Source organism: Janthinobacterium sp. PSRC1-1, from assembly GCF_049897525.1.
GTDB classification, from domain to species: Bacteria; Pseudomonadota; Gammaproteobacteria; order Burkholderiales; family Burkholderiaceae_D; genus Janthinobacterium; species Janthinobacterium tructae.
Genome location: NZ_JAFCWK010000004.1, coordinates 399789 through 417101 on the forward strand (window position 1 = coordinate 399789; position 17313 = coordinate 417101).

Here is a 17313-nt window from a genome sequence, read left to right on the forward strand (position 1 = left end):
CGCATGCTCCTGGCGACCATGCTGTGTCTGCATGTCAGCAGCCTTGCCCAGGAGGCCGTGGTGCTCGTTTCGGCCCCGCGCCTGTATGCGGGCGAGAAAATCTCCGTCGATTTCCAGAACGTGGGCGTGCGCGCGGCCCTGCACATCCTGGCCGACGCGTCGGGGCAAAACATCATCGCCAGCGACAGCGTGACGGGCAACCTGACGCTGCGCCTGCGCGACTTGCCGTGGGACCAGGCGCTCGACGTGCTGCTGCAGGCGAAGGGGCTGGACATGCGGCGCAATGGCAACGTGCTGTGGATCGCGCCGCGCGAGGAAATGCTGGCGCGCGAAAAACTGGAACTGGAACAGCGCGCGCAGATCGCCGAACTCGAACCCTTGCAATCAGCCATCTTCCAGCTCAACTACCAGAAGGCCGAAGCGTTCCGCAGCGTGTTCGGCCTCGATGCGGGGGAAGGGCGCAGCCGCTTGCTGTCGCGCCGTGGCAGCGTGCTGATCGAGCCGCGCACGAATCAGCTGTTCGTCACCGATGTGCCGGCGCGCCTGGAGCAGATCCGGCAGCTGATCGCCAAGACAGATATTGCTACGCGACAAGTGATGATCGAGGCGCGCATCGTCGAGGCGAACGACAGTTTCAGCCGCAACCTGGGCGCGCGCCTGGGTTTTACGGACCAGCGCCTGGCAGCGGGCCAGTTGCCCGGTTTTTCGCTGGGCGGCAACGGGCGCCGCGCAGCCATCGGCGGCACGTATCAGGGCGTGGGCGAGGCGACGGGGCAAACGGTGGCAGGCAGCGGCGCCTTCGTGCCGAACACGCAATTCGTCAACTTGCCGGCCGCCAGCATCAATGGCTTGCAACCGGCCAGCTTCGCCCTGAGCCTGTTTTCGGCGGCCGCCAACCGCTTCTTGAACCTGGAATTGTCCGCATTGGAAGCCGATGGCAGGGGCAAGATCATTTCCAGCCCGCGCGTGGTGACGGCCGACAAGGTGCTGGCGCTGATCGAGCAGGGCATCGAATTGCCCTACCAGGTGGCCACCAGCAGCGGCGCCACCTCGATCACGTTCCGCAAGGCGAACCTGCGCCTGGAGGTCACGCCGCAGATCACGCCGGACGGCAACGTGGTGCTGGAAGTGGACGTCAACAAGGATAGCGTGGGCCAGGAAACGCGTTCCGGCTTCGCCATCGACACCAAGCACGTGCGCACGCAAGTGATGGTGGAAGACGGCGGCACGGTGGTGCTGGGCGGCATTTATCAGCAATCCGAACGGGGTACGGACAGCAAGGTGCCGATTCTTGGCGACATCCCCGTGCTCGGTGTTTTTTTTCGCAGCACGGGCCGCAGTCAAGAAAAAACCGAACTGATGGTGTTTATTACGCCGAAAATAGTGGCAGATCGGCCAGCAACACGTTAATGTCACATCTTTACGTTTAAGTAACAATGCAAACGAGAGCGGACTGATGGCGACTATGCGGAATTTTTCTTTAGGCAATACTTTTTGGTGTAGGGCATTGAATTGGCTGGCTTTGCTGGTCTTGAGCACGGTACTGGCCGCGTGTGGTGGCGGTGGCGGTGATCCGACCCTGGGCGTCAAGGATGGCGCGAATGCCGGTGTCGGCAGTGTGGTACTGGTGGCTGGCGCAACAACGATTGTTGCATCGGGCGCGGACGGCACGGAAGTCGTGCTGACGGCCGTGGTGAAAAATCCCGGCAATAATGCCATGACAGGCCAGACGGTGACCTTCACGGCCAGTTCCGGCACCATCAGCAATACCAACCGCGTGACGGATGCCAATGGCACGGTGACGGAAAAACTCAGCGTGAAAGGCGATGCGAGCTTGCGCGACATCACCATCAAGGCCAGCAGCGGCGGCGTTGAATCGGCCCCCGTGGTCGTGAAAGTGGTGCCCGTGACCTCCGGCATTGCCAGCTTGCTACTGACGTCTTCCGGCGGCACCCTGGCCTCGTCCGGTGGCACCGCTGTCAACCTCATCGCTTTTGTGAAGGATGCCAACAATGCCATCGTACCGAATGCCAGCGTGACGTTCAGTGCCGATTCGGGGGCGTTGGGTGCGACCAAGGTCAATACCAATGCGCTGGGACAGGCACAGGTCAGCCTGAATACGGGTGGCGATGCCAGTTTGCGCACGATCAAGGTCACGGCCAGCGCAGGCGCGCAAACGGCCAGCACGGACATCGGCGTCAGCGGCACCCGGCTGGTCATCAATGCCTTTTCGACGGTGAACCTGAAGACGAGCACCGACATGGTGGTCAAGCTGGTCGACTCGAGCGGCAATCCCCTCGTCGGCAAGCCGGTCACCTTCAGCGCGCGCAGCAATGCCATCACGGTCAAGGGCGGCGGTGCCAGTCCCGCGTTGACCGACAACAACGGCCAGCTGGTGTTGAGCTACAACGCCCAGGCGGGCGGCAGCGACAGCATCAGCGTCAAGGCGCAGGGCGACAGCGTCGTGTTGCCAATTACAATTAATGCATCGAACTTCACGATCAATGCCGTGTCGGGCAGCAATGTGGCGTTGACCGCCCTGAACACGAACACCTGTTATGCCGTGACGGTGCATAGCGATGTGGCTGGCGTGCCACAAACGGGCAATGTGCGTTTCAGTACGTCGCGCGGCGCCATCTACCAGGATGCCGCTTGCGGCACGCCATTGCAGGCGCCGCTGGCGCTGGTGGGTGGCAATGCCATCGCCTACGTACAGGCCAGCGGCGCCGGCTTGACCGCCCTGACGGCGCAGTACGAAGGCAGCGGCGCCTCGGTACAGTCGGAAGTGGAGTTCGTTGCGCCATTGACGGCCCAGTCCACGATCAGCCTGCAAGCCGACCCGGCGGTCATCGGCGCCAATACAGCCGGCAGCACGGCGCAGCGCAGTGCCTTGCGCGCCATCGTGCGCGATGGCACGGTGGAAAACAATCTGGTCAAGAATGCCCAGGTGAGCTTTTCGATCCAGGCCGATGCCAGCAATGGTTCCCTGAGTTCGCCTTCGCTGGTTGCCACCGACAGCGACGGCGTGGCCACGGTCAGCTACATCGCGGGGCAGGGCACTACCGGTGTCGATGGCGTCGTTGTCAAGGCGCAACTGCAGGGCGTGTCGAGCAATGCCGCCACGGTCAAGCTGACGGTGACGAAAAAGTCGCTGTTCATCAGCGCCGGCAGCGGCAATGCGCTCGACGCCTCCGACAGCAGCACCTACCGCAAGACGTATAGTGTGTTTGTGACCGATGCCGCCGGTAATCCCGTGCCGGACGTGATCATCACGGCCGCTGCCTGGCCCCGCTATTATTACAAGGGTTATTTGCAATACTCCCAGAATGCCCAGTCGTGGATAGTCGTGAGGACCGCGAACGCCTGTGACAATGAGGACCGTGACCGCAGCGGCACCTTCAATCCGAATAACGACTTCAACCTCAATGGTCGTCTCGACCCGGGCATTCCGCTCAATTTGTCGACCGGCGGCAAGACCGACAGCTCGGGAACGGCGATCGTCACCCTGACTTATCCGCGCGACAGGGCCAACTGGCTGGACGTCGAATTGACGATTCGTGGCAATAGTTCCGGGACGGAGGCAACTTATGTCGGTTACACTTTGCTTCCGGGGCTGGCTACGGACTTTAACCGCGTGGATGTTTCACCTCCAGGCGTCCTGAGTCCGTATGGGCAAGCCACTGATTGTCGTAATCCAAATTAACTGTCGCAGCACATGCAAAATCTGTTTTTAGTAGGCCTCATGGGCGCAGGCAAAACCACCATCGGGCGCATCCTGGCCCGCAAGCTGGGCTTGCGCTTTGTCGATTCCGACCACGAAATCGAGGCACGCACGGGAGCGACCATCCCGTGGATCTTTGAAATCGAGGGCGAGGCCAGCTTTCGCCGGCGCGAGGCCGAGGTCATTCGCGACCTGAGCGCCCAGGAAGGCATCGTCATGGCCACCGGCGGCGGGGCAATCCTCAATGCCGACAGCCGCGCCTACCTGAAGGAACGGGGCACGGTTGTGTATCTGCGCGCCAGCGTCAGCAACATCCTCGCGCGCACCAGCCATGACAAGAATCGTCCGCTGCTGCAGACGGCCGACCCGCGCAGGAAGCTGGAAGAATTGACGGCGCAGCGCGAACCCCATTACATGGAAGTGGCCGACATTGTCATCGACACGGGCCGTCCTAACGTACAATCGATGGTTCAGACCATCCTGATGCAGCTGGCCAGCCTCGAATGCGAGGCTTCGCCCAACTGCGTCATTCATGCAGAGCCTTCGATGAACGAGCAATCCAAAATGTTGTTGAGCGTAGACCTCGACGAACGCAGTTATCCGATCGCCATCGGGCCTGGCCTCCTGGCCGACGCCGATGCGCTGCTGCGCCATATCAGCGGCCACAAGGTGGCCATCGTCACCAATACCACCGTCGCGCCGCTGTACCTGGGCCGCCTGCAGGCAGCACTGGCCAGCGATGGCCGCGAAGTGATCTGCATCGTCCTGCCGGACGGCGAAGAATATAAAAACTGGGCCAGCCTGATGCAGATCTTCGACGCGCTGCTGGCCAACAAATGCGACCGCAAGACCACCCTGGTGGCGCTGGGCGGCGGCGTGATCGGCGACCTGACCGGCTATGCGGCGGCCAGCTACATGCGCGGCATCGGCTTCGTGCAGGTGCCCACCACCTTGCTGGCGCAGGTCGATTCCTCCGTCGGCGGCAAGACGGGCATCAACCACCCGCTGGGCAAGAACATGATAGGCGCGTTTTATCAGCCGCGCGCCGTGATCGCCGACACCTCGACCCTGGAAACCCTGCCGGCGCGCGAGCTGTCGGCCGGCCTGGCCGAAGTGATCAAGCATGGCGCCATCATCGATGCCGCCTTCTTTGACTGGATCGAGGCGAACATGGCCAAGCTGATGGCGCGCGACAAGGGCGCCCTGGCTTACGCCATCGCCCGCTCGTGCGAAATCAAGGCCGACGTGGTGCGCCAGGACGAGCGCGAAGGCGGCTTGCGCGCCATCCTGAATTTCGGCCACACCTTCGGCCACGCGATTGAAGCGGGCCTCGGCTACGGCCACTGGCTGCACGGCGAAGCCGTCGGCTGCGGCATGGTGATGGCGGCCGACCTGTCCTGCCGCATGGGCTATATCGACCAGGCAGCCGTGGAGCGCTTGCGTCAACTCGTCGCCGCCGCCGGCTTGCCCGTCAAGGCGCCGGACCTCGGTGTCGCGCGCTGGCTGGAACTGATGGAAGTGGACAAGAAGAACGAGGGCGGCGCCATCAAGTTCATCCTCTTGAAACCGCTGGGCAGTCCGTGCATCACGTCGGCGCCGCACGAACTGGTGCTGGCCACGCTGGCCGCCGGAGTGCAATAAGATGCTGCCAGAAGACTTCCTGGCCCCCTATGCAGCCCATTCGGCACAGGGGCAGGGACGTCGCTTTGCCGAGGCGGCGCACGCCTCGCGCAGCCAGTTCCAGCGCGACCGCGACCGCATCATCCATTCCTCGGCCTTCCGCCGCCTCGAATACAAGACGCAGGTGTTCCTCAACCACGAGGGAGACCTGTTCCGCACGCGCCTGACGCACAGCCTGGAAGTGGCGCAGGTGGGCCGCTCCATCGCGCGCAACCTGCGCCTGAATGAAGATCTGGTCGAAGCCATCGCGCTCGCACATGACCTGGGCCACACGCCATTCGGCCACGTGGGCCAGGACGTGCTCAATGAATGCATGCGGGAGCACGGCGGCTTCGAGCACAACCTGCAAAGCCTGCGCGTGGTCGATACGCTGGAAGAGCACTACGGCGCCTTCGATGGCTTGAACCTGATGTTCGAGACGCGCGAAGGCATATTGAAACACTGCTCGCTGGCGCATGCGCGCGAACTGGGGCCCGTGGCCCAGCGCTTCATCGACCGCACGCAACCGACCCTGGAAGCGCAGCTGACCAATCTGGCCGATGAAATCGCCTACAACAGCCACGATATCGACGACGGCCTGCGTTCGGGCCTGATCACCATCAAACAGCTGGAAGAGGTGGAGTTCTTCGGCCGCCTGTGGCGCGACGTGCAGCAGGCGTTTCCCGGCCTGTCGGGCCGGCGCGCCATCTACGAGACCTTGCGCCGATTGATCACGGCCCTGGCCGACGATCTGATCGTCACCTCGAATGCCTTGATTCTTGATGCCGCGCCGCGCGATGTGAACGAAGTGCGCGCCAGTGCCCCGCTGATCCGTTTTTCGGATGCCATGCGCAAGGACGCGACAGAACTCAAGCGGTTCCTGCGCGCGAATCTGTACCGCCACTACCAGGTCAACCGCATGCGGGTCAAGGCGAGCCGCATCGTGCGCGAACTGTACGACAGCTTCATGGCCGAACCGGCCCTGCTGCCGCCCGACTATCAGGTCAATGGCGATGATGTGACCAAGCAGGCGCGCAAGATCGCCGACTACATCGCCGGCATGACGGACCGCTACGCGATCCGCGAGCACCGCCGGTTGTATTCGCTCGACGAGCTGTAGGTCGGGTTAGCCGGAACGGCGTAACCCGACACCACCACCACCATCCCTGCCTACAAGGTTGTCGGATTACGCGCTGGCGCCTCTCGGCGGCCCCGCTAATCCGACCTACTCCGCATTGTCGATCCTGTCAATTGGCATGATCATCTAGGTCCCCACCCGATCACCCCAATATCCGTACGGCAACTTCTTTTCTATCATGGCAGCAAGTCAACAAGGGCTTGCCGCCCATAGTCAAGGAGAGTGTCATGATTGAATCGCGCCGCAGTTTTTTGCGCGCCTTGCCAGCCGTTACCATCGGCGCGGCCATCGCGCCGCTGCCCGGCAAGGCCGCCACCAGGGGCGAAGGCGGCCAGCGCTGGGCAATGGTGGTCGATGTGCAGAAGTGCATCGGCTGCCAGGCGTGCACGGTCTCCTGCATCATGGAAAACGCCGTACCGGAAAACAGCTTCCGCACCGTCGTCTCGACCTATGAAGTCAAGGAAGAGAACCGCTGCGGCACCTACATGCTGCCGCGCCTGTGCAACCACTGCGCCAATCCCCCCTGCATTCCCGTCTGTCCCGTGGGCGCCACCTTCCAGCGCAAGGATGGCGTCGTCGTCGTCGACGGCGACCGCTGCGTGGGCTGCGCCTACTGCGTGCAAGCCTGCCCGTACGACGCGCGCTTCATCAACCACGAAACGGGCAAGGCCGACAAATGCACGTTCTGCGCGCACCGCGTCGACGAAGGCTTGCTGCCGGCCTGCGTGGAAACCTGCGTCGGCGGCGCGCGCATCTTCGGCGACCTGAATGACCCGGAAAGCCTGGTGCACCAGCTGCTCACCGAGAACAAGGTGAAGGTGCTGAAACCCGAACAGGGTACCCAGCCCCACGTGTTCTACCTGGGATTGGACACGCGCTTCGCCGGCCACGTCGAGGGCGAAGCGACACTTTGGCAACCGAGCAAACACGGGAAATAAACCATGGACAGCCACATCACCGAAATTGTCAACGTCACGCGCGAGGCGGCATGGCTGCCGTGGGCGGTGCAGTATTTTTTCCTCATCGGCCTCAGTTATGGCAGCTTCATGCTGACCTTGCCGTACTTCGTCTTTGGCCGCAAGGCGTATGAACGCCTGGGGCGCATCGCGCTGCTGGCGTCCCTCGTCTGCGGCATGACGGCGCCCGTGGCGCTGCTGGCCGACCTGCACGGGCCGGGCCGCTTCTATCACTTCTATATTTACTTCCAGCCGCAGTCGTGGATGTCGTGGGGCTCGTTCTTCATTCCCCTGTATCTGGGCTGTCTGATGCTGTACGCGTGGCTGGCGCTGCGCGTGGACTTCGCCACGCGGGGGCAGGGCCAGGACCGTCTGGCCTTCCTGTACCGCCTGGCCGGGCGCGGTGGCGCCGCCTCCCTGCGGGCCATCCGTATCGCCGCCGCCTTCACCTTGCTCGCCGCGTTTGTCGTCGGTCTGTACACGGGCATGGAAGTGATGGTGGTGCGCGCCCGTCCGCTGTGGTTCACGCCTTTCCTGCCGGCGCAATTTGCCGCCACGGCCTTTGTCGGGGCCGTGGGCCTGGCGCTGCTGTTCAACCGCTTCCTGCCGGGCCGCGAGCAGGCGCTGGAGGTGTCGCTGAACCGCGCGCTGGCCCTGTCGCTGGCGCTGGTGCTGGCGCTGGGCGGCGGCTGGCTGTTCGTCAGTCTCTCCGGCGTGAGCGCCAGCCACAGCATGGCGTTTACCCAGGTGGCGGGCATGCCGCAATGGCAGTTCACGGCTGTCTGGGCCGTGCTGTCGTCCATCGTGCCGATGGCGCTGGCCATCTGGCGCCCGGCCACGAGTGGCCTGGTCAATGGCCTGATCGCGCTGCATAGCGCCTGGATGATGCGCTGGACGATTTTCATCGGCGGCCAGAACATCCCGAAAACGGGCGCGGGCCTGTACGACTACCACCTGCCGATGGGGAACGATGGCTTGATGGGGATCATCGGCACGGCCGGCCTGTGGATCGCGCTGCTGTTGCTGATGCTGGAATTTTTGCCATGGGCCGGACGCGCGATTGCGACACGCAGCCGCCCTGCCATGGCCACGCACTGAGGAGTTAATGATGAACGATCAAGTACACAACAACGCAAACAACGACGGCCCTGAAGATGAAAACGAAAAGCGCCGCAAGCTGCTGCGCTACGGCGCCATCGGCGGTGGCCTGGCCGCCTTTGCCGCCAGCTTTTCCACCACGGCCGGCCGCATGGTCGACCACGCGCTGGGCAAAGATAAACCTGTGCAGAAACTGCATGGAAATTCCCTGCAACCCGAGTTTTCCGTCGATACCGCCACGGGAAAACTGACCGTCAACCCGGACCAGCAGGTCAGCTACACCATGTGCATGGGCTGCACCACGTTTTGCGGGGTGCGCGTGCGCCTGGATAAAAAAAGCGGCAAGGTGCTGCGCGTGGCGGGCAATCCCTACAGCCCCATGTCGGCCGATCCGGCGCTGCCGTACCAGACCTCGATACGCGACAGTTTTGTGTCGCTCTCGCGCTTCCAGGAAAAGGGCTTGAAAGGGCGCTCGACCGCTTGCGGCCGCGGCAATGGCGTGCTGGAACAGATGGAGTCGCCGTTCCGCGTGCTGGCGCCCATGAAGCGCGTGGGACCGCGCGGCGTCGGCCAGTGGGAGCCGATCGCCTTCGATCAGCTGGTCAAGGAAGTGACGGAAGGCGGCGACCTGTTTGGCGAAGGCCACGTGCAAGGCTTGCGCGCCTTGCGCGAGCTGGAAAAACCGATCGATCCGGCGCAGCCGGAACTGGGCCCGCAAGTGAACCAGGTGGGCCTGATGTGCAGCACGGACGACGGTCGCCTGGCGTTCGGCACGCGCTTCTTCAAGCAGTCGTACGGCAGTCTGAACCTGGTCAACCATGGTTCGTATTGCGGCGGCGCGTATCGCAGCGGCTCGGGCGCCATGTTCGGCGACATGAAGAAAATGCCGCATGCGAAAGTGGACCTGGAAAACACGGAATTCTGCATTTTTGTGGGCACGGCGCCGGGTAATGCGGGCAATCCGTTCAAGCGCCAGGGCACGCTCATCGCCAAGGCCCGTTCGGGCAAGCGCGATTTCAGCTACGTCGTCGTCGACCCGGTGCTGACGAATGCCGACAGCCTGGCGGCGGGCGACCGCAGCCGCTGGGTGCCGATCAAGCCGGGCACGGATGGCGCGCTGGCCATGGCGATGATACGCTGGATCATCGAGCACGAACGCTATGACCGCAACTTCCTCGCGCAGCCGAACCTGAAGGTGGCGGAAGCGGCGGGCGAAGCCGCCTGGTGCAATGCCACGCATTTGATCATCAACGAGAAAGGCCATCCGCGCGACGGCCGCTACCTGCGCGCGTCGGACATCGGTGCGGTGGAGCTGGCGGAAGAAGAGCGCTACAAGGATGGCGATGCCTTCTGCGTGATCGACGCCGCCACGCAAGCCATCGTGCCGCACACCGCGGCCAAGGGCGAGGGGCGCTTGTTCTTCGACGGTCCGCTGGAAGTGGCGGGCGTGCCGCTGCACCTGAAGACGGCCATGACGATGTTGAACGAAGAAGCGCAGCGCCACAGCATGGATGACTACGCGGCTGCCTGCGGCATCGGGCGCGACATCATCGAAGGCCTGGCACAGGAACTCACCAGCCATGGCAAGCGCGCCGCCGTCAATGCGCACGGCGGCATGATGTCGGGCGCCGGTTTTTATAACGCGTATGCGCTCGTCATGCTCAATACCCTGATCGGCAACTTGAACCGCAAGGGCGGCACCCTCGTCAATGGCGGCAGCTTCAAGGATGCGGGGCCTGGGCCGCGCTATAACCTCGAGAGTTTCGACGGCGAGATCAAGGCGGCGGGCATGCCGATCGGGCGCAATGTGCCCTATGAAAAAACCTCGGAATTCAAGCTGAAGAAGGAAGCGGGCAAGGCGTATCCGGCCAGGGCGCCGTGGTATCCGAACGCGCCCGCGCTGGCGACCGAATGGCTCACCAGCGCCATGAACGGCTATCCGTACACCTTGAAGGCGCTGATCCTGTGGAGCTGCAATCCCGTCTACGGCATCACGGGCTTGCGCGCGCAGATCGGCAAGGAGCTGGCCGATCCGAAGAAGATTCCCCTGATCGTCGCCATCGATCCCTTCATCAATGAAAGCTCGGCATTTGCCGACTACCTGCTGCCCGACACCCTGCTGTATGAAAGCTGGGGCTGGGCCGGCGCCTGGGGCGGCATGCCCGTCAAAATGAGCACGGCGCGCTGGCCCGTGGTCGAACCGCGCGTGCAGAAAACGCCGGATGGCCAGACCATCTGCATGGAATCGTTCTTCATCGCGCTGGCCAAAACGATGGCCTTGCCGGGCTTCGGCCCGGACGCCTTGCAGGACATGGATGGTCAGCGCTTCCCCTTGCTGCGCGCGGAAGACTGGTATCTGCGCGGCGGCGCCAACATCGCCTGGCAGGGCAAGACGGCCGTGCCGGAGGCCAGCGACGACGACATTGCGCTCTCTGGCGTGGCGCGCATCCGCCCCGAACTGGAGCGCACCCTGAAGCCGGAAGAGTGGCGCAAGGTGGCCTTCATGCTGGCGCGGGGAGGGCGCTACCAGAGCTATGGCGAGATGTTCGGCCTGCGCCTGCCGCCGCCGGCGAACCCCAAGGCAGCGGCGGCACCCGTGCCGGTGCTTGATGAGACGCCATATCCGCAGGACTGGTCCACGCACCGTTATCTGAAACCGATGATGCTGTACAACGAGGGCCTGGGCGTGAGCAAGAACAGCTTGAGCGGCAAGCGTTTCCCCGGCACGCCCGCCTGGCGCGTGGCGGCGTTTGCCGACGGCACGCCGGTGCGCAAAACCTACCCGGCCAGCGAATGGCCGTTCGAGTTGATCAGCTTTAAATCGGCGCTGCAGAACTCCTACAGCATCGGCGCGCGGCGCTTGCGCGGCATCCATCCCGACAACCCGGTTGCCGTGCATCCCGACGATGCGGCGCGTTTGAAACTGGAAAATGGCGATGAAATATATCTGGAAACACCGGGTGGCAGGGCCAGGGCCACGGTGATGCTGCGCCATGGGGTGCAGCGCGGCGTGATCGCCATTGAACATGGCTTTGGCCACAAGGAGCATGGCGCGCGCGCCCACCGCATCGGCAAGTCGCGTCAGCCCGACGAGCCAGCCATCGGCGCGGGCATCAACCTGAACGATCTGGGATTGACGGACCCGAGCCGCGGCGACAAGAACGTGTTTGTCGATCCCGTGTCGGGCACGTCGGTGCGGCAGGGACTGCCGGCGCGCATCGTGCGGGCTTAAATTTGTCCACCCGCCATCAGCAACCGGGCCACCTCGGCTGCTGAGTGCAGGCCCAGTTTTTCCATCGTGTTATGGCGGTGCACCTGCACCGTCTTGTCGCTGATGCCCAGCTCGCGGGCGATGACTTTCGAGGCTTTGCCTTCGGCCATCAGCAGCGCCACTTCGTGCTCGCGCGCGGTCAGCCTGGCCAGCGCCGACTGCGCCGTATTCGCGCTGGCGGCGTTGCGGCTCTCATCCACGCTGCGGGCCACGGCGCGCGAGACGGCGTCCAGCAACACCTGGTCCTTGCACGGCTTTTCCAGAAAATCACAGGCGCCGGCCTTCATCGTCTGCACGGCCATGGCCAAGTCGCCGTGGCCACTGAGGAAAATCACGGGTAGCGCTATCGCATGGCGCGCCAGCTCCTGTTGCAGTTCCAGGCCGCTCATCAAAGGCATGCGCACGTCGAGCAGCAGGCAACCGGGCGCGTGGCCATCATAGCGCTGCAGGAAGTCGCGCGCCGATTCGAACGTCGCCACTTGCCAGCCGGCCGAATCGAACAGATAGGCCAGCGAGCGGCGCATGGCGGCGTCGTCGTCGACGACAAAGATGATCGCATCGCTTTCATTCATGGTGTTTCCTTTTCCTTGTGCGCTTCCATGCCGGTATCTTCGGGCAGGCGGAACCAGACCGTCAAGCCTGGCGCATCGGCGTTGGTGTGCGCCGACAGGCTGCCGCCGAACGATTCGATGATGCTTTTGCTGAGCGACATGCCCAGGCCCAGGCCTTCGGCCTTGGTGGTAAAAAAGGGTTCGAACAGGCGCGCCATCTGCGCCGCCTGCAGGCCGCAACCGGCGTCGCGCACGGCCACCGTGCAGGCGCCGTTTTCGCGGTGCAGCAGCACGCCGATGGGGTGCCCCGGATTGTCGTTTTCCACCTGCGCATCGAGTGCGTTCTTGAGCAAATTGAGCAGCACCTGCTGCACTTGCTGCGGGTCGGCCAGCACGCGCGGTGCAGCGCTGACCGTCTCGTGGCGCCAGCTGATATTGGCTTGCGGATGGGCCGCGCGGAACAGCGATACCGCCTGCTCCACGGCGTCGGCCAGGGCGAAGGGCGTGCTGTGCGCGGGACGTTTTTGCGCCATTGCGCGGATGTGCCGGATGATGGCGCCCGCGCGTTCGCTTTGCGTGGCGATTTCCTGCGCGCCGTCGAGCAGTGGCGCCGCGTCGAGCCGGCCCGCCGTGATGCGGCGCGCCATGCCGCGCGCAAAATTGCCGATGGCCGCCAGCGGCTGGTTCAATTCGTGCGCGATGGCGCTGGCCATTTCGCCCAGGATGGCCAGGCGCGCCGTGTGGTCGAGCGTGGCCTGGCGCTGGCGCGCCTGTTCTTCCAGCGCGCGCTGCTGGTGCTGGGCGGCGCGCAATTGCTCCGTGCGTCGGCTGACCAGGTATTCCACGCGCACCGTATGCACGGCCCAGGCCACCAGCAAGGCCAGCACGAGCAGCATCCAGCCCCAGTAGCGGCGCAGGGCCGTCTCGAACGTCAGCTTGTCCAGGTAGGCGTAGGGGCCGATGCGCAGCTCGCGGAACAGTTCATCGACGATCTGGTAATCGCTGGGCACCGTCCAGCTGTAGCCTTCCTCGGTGCGTGGCATGGCCAGCAAGGCCTGCGCCACTTTTTTCGCCAGCGCGGGCGGCGTCTGGCGCAGGGCCACGAAGGGCCAGTCCGGATACAGCCGCGACGAGCTGGCGCAGCGAAAACCGGGAATCGGTCGCGTGGTGATCACGCGCAGTTCATCGGTGCGCACGTCGCCGCGCGCCACCATCTGTTCCAGCAGGCAGGTGCGCACGATGCCGGCATCCATGCGTCCCGCCCGCACGGCTTCGACGATTTGCTGCGAGGGGAAACCGCTGTAGCGCAGGCTGGCAAAATCATGCGTGGGATCGATGCCCGCTTCGCGCAGTTCGCGTGCGGCGATCTGGTAGCCGCCAAACGCATCGGGCGCCACGGCCATCACGTTCTTGCCCGCCAGGTCGGCCAGGTCATGCAGCGGCGACGCGCTGCGCACGACGATGGCCGAACCGATGGCCTGACGCGGCGAGTCCGTCCATGGCGATTCGAGCGTGGCGATGCGGCTGGCGCCATCGCTGTGTTCCAGCGCCACGTAATGGCCGCTGCTGGTGATGGCGAAGGCGATCGATTGCGACTGCACGGCGCGCGTCAGGCCCGCCTGGTCGTAGTCGGCCAATGTAAAACGGATGCCGGGGATGCTCGCTTGCAGGTGGCGCGTCACGTACGACCAGTCCTGCTGCACGGCGTCGGCGCCCTTGTAGGCCAGCACGCCAATGCGGACCTCGGGCAGAACGTCAGCCGCTCGCGCGCCGTGCAGGCACAGCGCCGCCAGCGCCAGTACGACGAGCCGGCGCACTAGAACATGCTGCGCTGCGCCGCGCGCGCATCGCCGAACAGCTCCAGCAGCAGTTTCTTGATGGGCGCGGGCAGCGGCGCGTCGGCGATGTTCGCGCCGTCGTACCAGACGTGCGTGGACTCTCCGGCCAGCGCCTGGCGCCGCGCCAGGGTGATGCGACAGGGCACGATGTGCAGCTTGTAGTGGGTGAAGACGTGCACGATGGGCAGCAGCCGTTCCTGCGTCTCGATGGCGCCGAAGGGCGCCACGGTGCGCGCCAGCGCATCCTGGTCGATGTCGCGTGGACTGTCTTCGCCGGCCAGCACGTGGCCATCGAGTTCGGGCAGCGACAGCAAGCCGCCCCAGATGCCCGAGCCGGGGCGCTGCTCCAGCAGCACCTGGCCGTCGTCGATGACGACGAGCATGACGGCGTGCTTTTCCGGGCTGGTTTTCTTTGGCTTGCGTACAGGCAGATCCTTGGTGCGGCCGGTGGCGTAGGCCACGCAGCGCGGCTGCAGCGGGCAGCGGCCGCAATCGGGGCTGCTGCGCGTGCACAGGGTGGCGCCGAAGTCCATCAAGCCCTGCGTGTAGGCTTCGATGCCGGTTTCAGGCAGCAGCGCCTCGGCGCGGCGCCACATGGCTTCCTCGACCCGTTTCTCACCGGGATAGGCGTCGATGCCGAAGGTGCGCGCAAACACGCGCTTGACGTTGCCGTCCATGATGGCCGCGCGCGTGCCGTTGGAAAATGCGGAAATGGCGGCGGCCGTCGAGCGGCCGATGCCGGGCAGGTCGGCCAGCAGGGCCGGGTCGCTGGGAAAGACGCCGTCGTATTCGGCCACCACGCGCTGCGCGCACTTGTGCAGGTTGCGCGCCCGCGTGTAGTAACCGAGGCCGCTCCATTGCGCCATCACGTCTTCCACCGGCGCGCTGGCGAGGTCGCGCAGGGTGGGGAAGCGTTCGAGGAAGCGCGCATAGTAGCCGAGTACTGCGGTGACCTGCGTTTGCTGCAGCATGATTTCGGACAGCCAGATCAGGTAGGCGTCGCGCGTGTTTTGCCACGGCAGCGCGTGGCGGCCATGCTGCTTTTGCCAGGCGATGACGGTGGCGGAAAAACTCGGGTCGATATAGTCTTCCAAAGGTGCCGCGCCCGTGGCGGGCGAGAGCGGATGCAGCAGACGTTTCATGCAGGATTCCAGTGTTCTGTGGTGTGATGTTGCTCAGCTTGCGCTGGCGGTGCGCAAGGCGGCCAGCAATTGCGCCAGCTGCGCCTTGTCGCGTTCGAGCGCCGCCAGGCTGGCCTCGAAACCGGCGATTTTCTGTTCCAGGGTGCCGGTGGCGTCGTGGATGCGCTGGATCGAGGCAAAGCGCAGTTTCAGCTGTTCCTTGTACTCGACGATCTGCGCTTCGAGGGGTGCCATGATGACTTTCAGCCAGGCGCTGGCATCGTCGTTGGCGTTGGTGAAACTGCGGCGCACGCGCGAGGCGATGGTGTCGAAGAATTTTTCCATCAGCACGACGCGGCTGGTGGTCAGCAGGGTCGCCGTGCCGAACTGTTTATGGTAGACGGCTTCGATGTCGGCGATCTCCTGGCGGTAGCGGGCCAGCGAAAACGGCATCGGCAAGGCCAGCGCCAGACCGTGTTCGGAGGCGAATTTGCGGTACATCACGTGCATCATTTCCGTGATCTCGGCCGTCTTGCCTTCCGAGCGGTCCAAGTTACTGGCGATGCGCTCGAAATACTGGCGCACGGCCTCGCGCAGGCCCGTGAAAAAGCGGCTGCGCTGCATGGCCGCGCGCACGCCATCGATATCGTCGCGCACGATGTCCATGCCCAGGCTCGTATACAGCTCCGTCGACAGGCGGGTAAACACGGCGCGCGTCGCTTGCAGCTTGAACAGGCTGCTGTCGAATTCCTTCTTCTCGATATCGATGCGCCGCATCATGTGGGCGATCACGCTCTGGTTCTTGCCGCGCAGGCTGTGCAGCTCGTGCAGCTGCTCGGCGATGCCGCGCGCGCGCGCCGCCGCCTGCACCTGCTGCGCCGCTTCGATGGCGTCCAGGTCGAACGCCAGCTGGCGCCGGATGATGTCCTTGCGCGCGGGGATCAGCTCCTCGAACAGGGCCGTCTCGAGCGCCTGCAGGCGGCTCTTTTCCAGCAGCGCCGCATCGTGGTTGATCTTGCCCACCAGGGCCTTTTGCGCCGACACGGGAAACACCTGGCCGGCGTCCAGCGTCAGCAGATGCGCGACGCTGGCCTGCTGGCGCTCGATCGCTTGCGCCACCTCGGCGTCGCCGCGCAATTCATCCCACATGCTGTCGATTTTGTTGAGCACCACCAGGCGTCCCGCGCCGGCACCGATATGGTTGCGCCAGACCTCGATGTCGCTGCGCGTGACGCCCGTGTCGGCCGCCAGAATAAACAGCACCGCATGCGCATTCGGGATCAGGTTCAGGGTCAGTTCCGGTTCCGTGCCGATGGCGTTCAGGCCGGGCGTATCGAGGATCACCAGGCCCTGTTTCAGCAGCGGATGGGGGAAGTTGATGATGGCGTGGCGCCACATGGAGATTTCCACCTGGCCGTCTTCGTCGAGCATGGCGGGAGCGTCCGCGTCGTCGGCGTCGTACAGGCCGTAGCGCGCCGCTTCTTCCACGCTGACTTTTTTCGTCAGGCTGACCTGGCGGATGGCTTCCTGCATGTCGCCGCCCGCATCGATGTTCAGGGACAGGACGGTCCAGGCGGCGGGCAGGTCGCGGTAGTCGCTGGTCGACAGGTTCTGCGCGCGCGTCTCGATGGGCAGCAGGCGGATCGATGGCGGCCAGGCGGCGTCGTACAGCAGCTCGGTGGGGCACATGGTGGTGCGGCCCGCGCCCGAGGGCAGGATGCGCTGGCCATAGCCGGCAAAGAAGATGGCGTTGATCAGCTCGGATTTGCCGCGCGAAAATTCCGCCACGAAGGCGACAGATAAACGGTCGTCGAGCAGGCGGGAACCACAGCGCGCCAGGCGCAGCGCGGAGGCGCCGTCGACCAGGCCTGCCGCGCTGGCGGCTTGCCGGTATGCCTGCAAGGCGGCCTGCACGTCCTGCCGCCATGCGCTGTATTGTTCCAAATCTCTGACCATCAGG

At 64.4% G+C, this 17313-nt stretch carries 10 protein-coding genes and 1 pseudogene; 7 read left to right on the forward strand and 4 right to left on the reverse strand.

The features are described from left to right. Window positions 1–15 precede the first annotated feature (15 nt). The 7 genes and pseudogenes from ACP7DW_RS11130 to ACP7DW_RS11160 all read left to right on the forward strand — a co-directional run. Window positions 16–1410, forward strand: a pseudogene (locus tag ACP7DW_RS11130) (type IV pilus secretin PilQ); the annotation flags it as partial. Window positions 1411–1507: 97 nt separating this feature from the next. Continuing rightward, window positions 1508–3703, forward strand: a complete 2196-nt coding sequence (locus ACP7DW_RS11135) for a beta strand repeat-containing protein (protein WP_426054958.1) — start codon at window positions 1508–1510, stop codon at window positions 3701–3703. Between the two features lie 39 nt (window positions 3704–3742). Next, on the forward strand, window positions 3743–5362 hold the full coding sequence (gene aroKB, locus ACP7DW_RS11140) for a bifunctional shikimate kinase/3-dehydroquinate synthase AroKB (protein ID WP_426054957.1): 1620 nt from the start codon (window positions 3743–3745) through the stop codon (window positions 5360–5362). Window position 5363: 1 nt separating this feature from the next. Next, entirely contained in the window at window positions 5364–6500 is a 1137-nt protein-coding gene (locus ACP7DW_RS11145; protein WP_426054956.1) for a deoxyguanosinetriphosphate triphosphohydrolase, read from the forward strand. 245 nt (window positions 6501–6745) lie between these two features. After that, window positions 6746–7456: a sulfate reduction electron transfer complex DsrMKJOP subunit DsrO gene (dsrO, locus tag ACP7DW_RS11150; RefSeq protein WP_426054955.1), complete on the forward strand. Its 711-nt coding sequence runs from the start codon at window positions 6746–6748 to the stop codon at window positions 7454–7456. 3 nt (window positions 7457–7459) lie between these two features. Beyond that, window positions 7460–8572, forward strand: coding sequence for an NrfD/PsrC family molybdoenzyme membrane anchor subunit (gene nrfD, locus ACP7DW_RS11155; RefSeq protein ID WP_426054954.1), 1113 nt, complete (start codon window positions 7460–7462; stop codon window positions 8570–8572). A 10-nt stretch (window positions 8573–8582) separates the two neighbouring features. After that, the gene (locus ACP7DW_RS11160; protein WP_426054953.1) at window positions 8583–11804 is read left to right on the forward strand and encodes a molybdopterin dinucleotide binding domain-containing protein; all 3222 of its coding nucleotides are present in this window, start codon (window positions 8583–8585) and stop codon (window positions 11802–11804) included. Here ACP7DW_RS11160 and ACP7DW_RS11165 read toward each other — a convergent pair. Genes ACP7DW_RS11165 through ACP7DW_RS11180 form a run of 4 tightly spaced genes read right to left on the reverse strand, consistent with a single transcriptional unit; the run spans window position 11801 to window position 17309 of the window. Beyond that, window positions 11801–12415 (reverse strand): response regulator transcription factor, encoded by a 615-nt coding sequence (locus ACP7DW_RS11165; protein ID WP_426054952.1) that lies wholly within the window; start codon window positions 12413–12415, stop codon window positions 11801–11803. The two genes, ACP7DW_RS11160 and ACP7DW_RS11165, sit on opposite strands and share 4 nt — an antisense overlap. After that, the gene (locus tag ACP7DW_RS11170) at window positions 12412–14211 is read right to left on the reverse strand and encodes a sensor histidine kinase (RefSeq protein WP_426054951.1); all 1800 of its coding nucleotides are present in this window, start codon (window positions 14209–14211) and stop codon (window positions 12412–12414) included. The genes ACP7DW_RS11165 and ACP7DW_RS11170 overlap by 4 nt, the downstream gene beginning before the upstream one ends. Continuing rightward, entirely contained in the window at window positions 14211–15374 is a 1164-nt protein-coding gene (mutY, locus tag ACP7DW_RS11175) for an A/G-specific adenine glycosylase (protein ID WP_426054950.1), read from the reverse strand. Before mutY ends, ACP7DW_RS11170 begins: the two co-directional genes overlap by 1 nt. A 33-nt stretch (window positions 15375–15407) precedes the next feature. Continuing rightward, a complete protein-coding gene (locus tag ACP7DW_RS11180) occupies window positions 15408–17309 on the reverse strand; it encodes a dynamin family protein (RefSeq protein WP_426054949.1) in 1902 nt (633 codons plus the stop codon). Window positions 17310–17313: the final 4 nt, after the last annotated feature.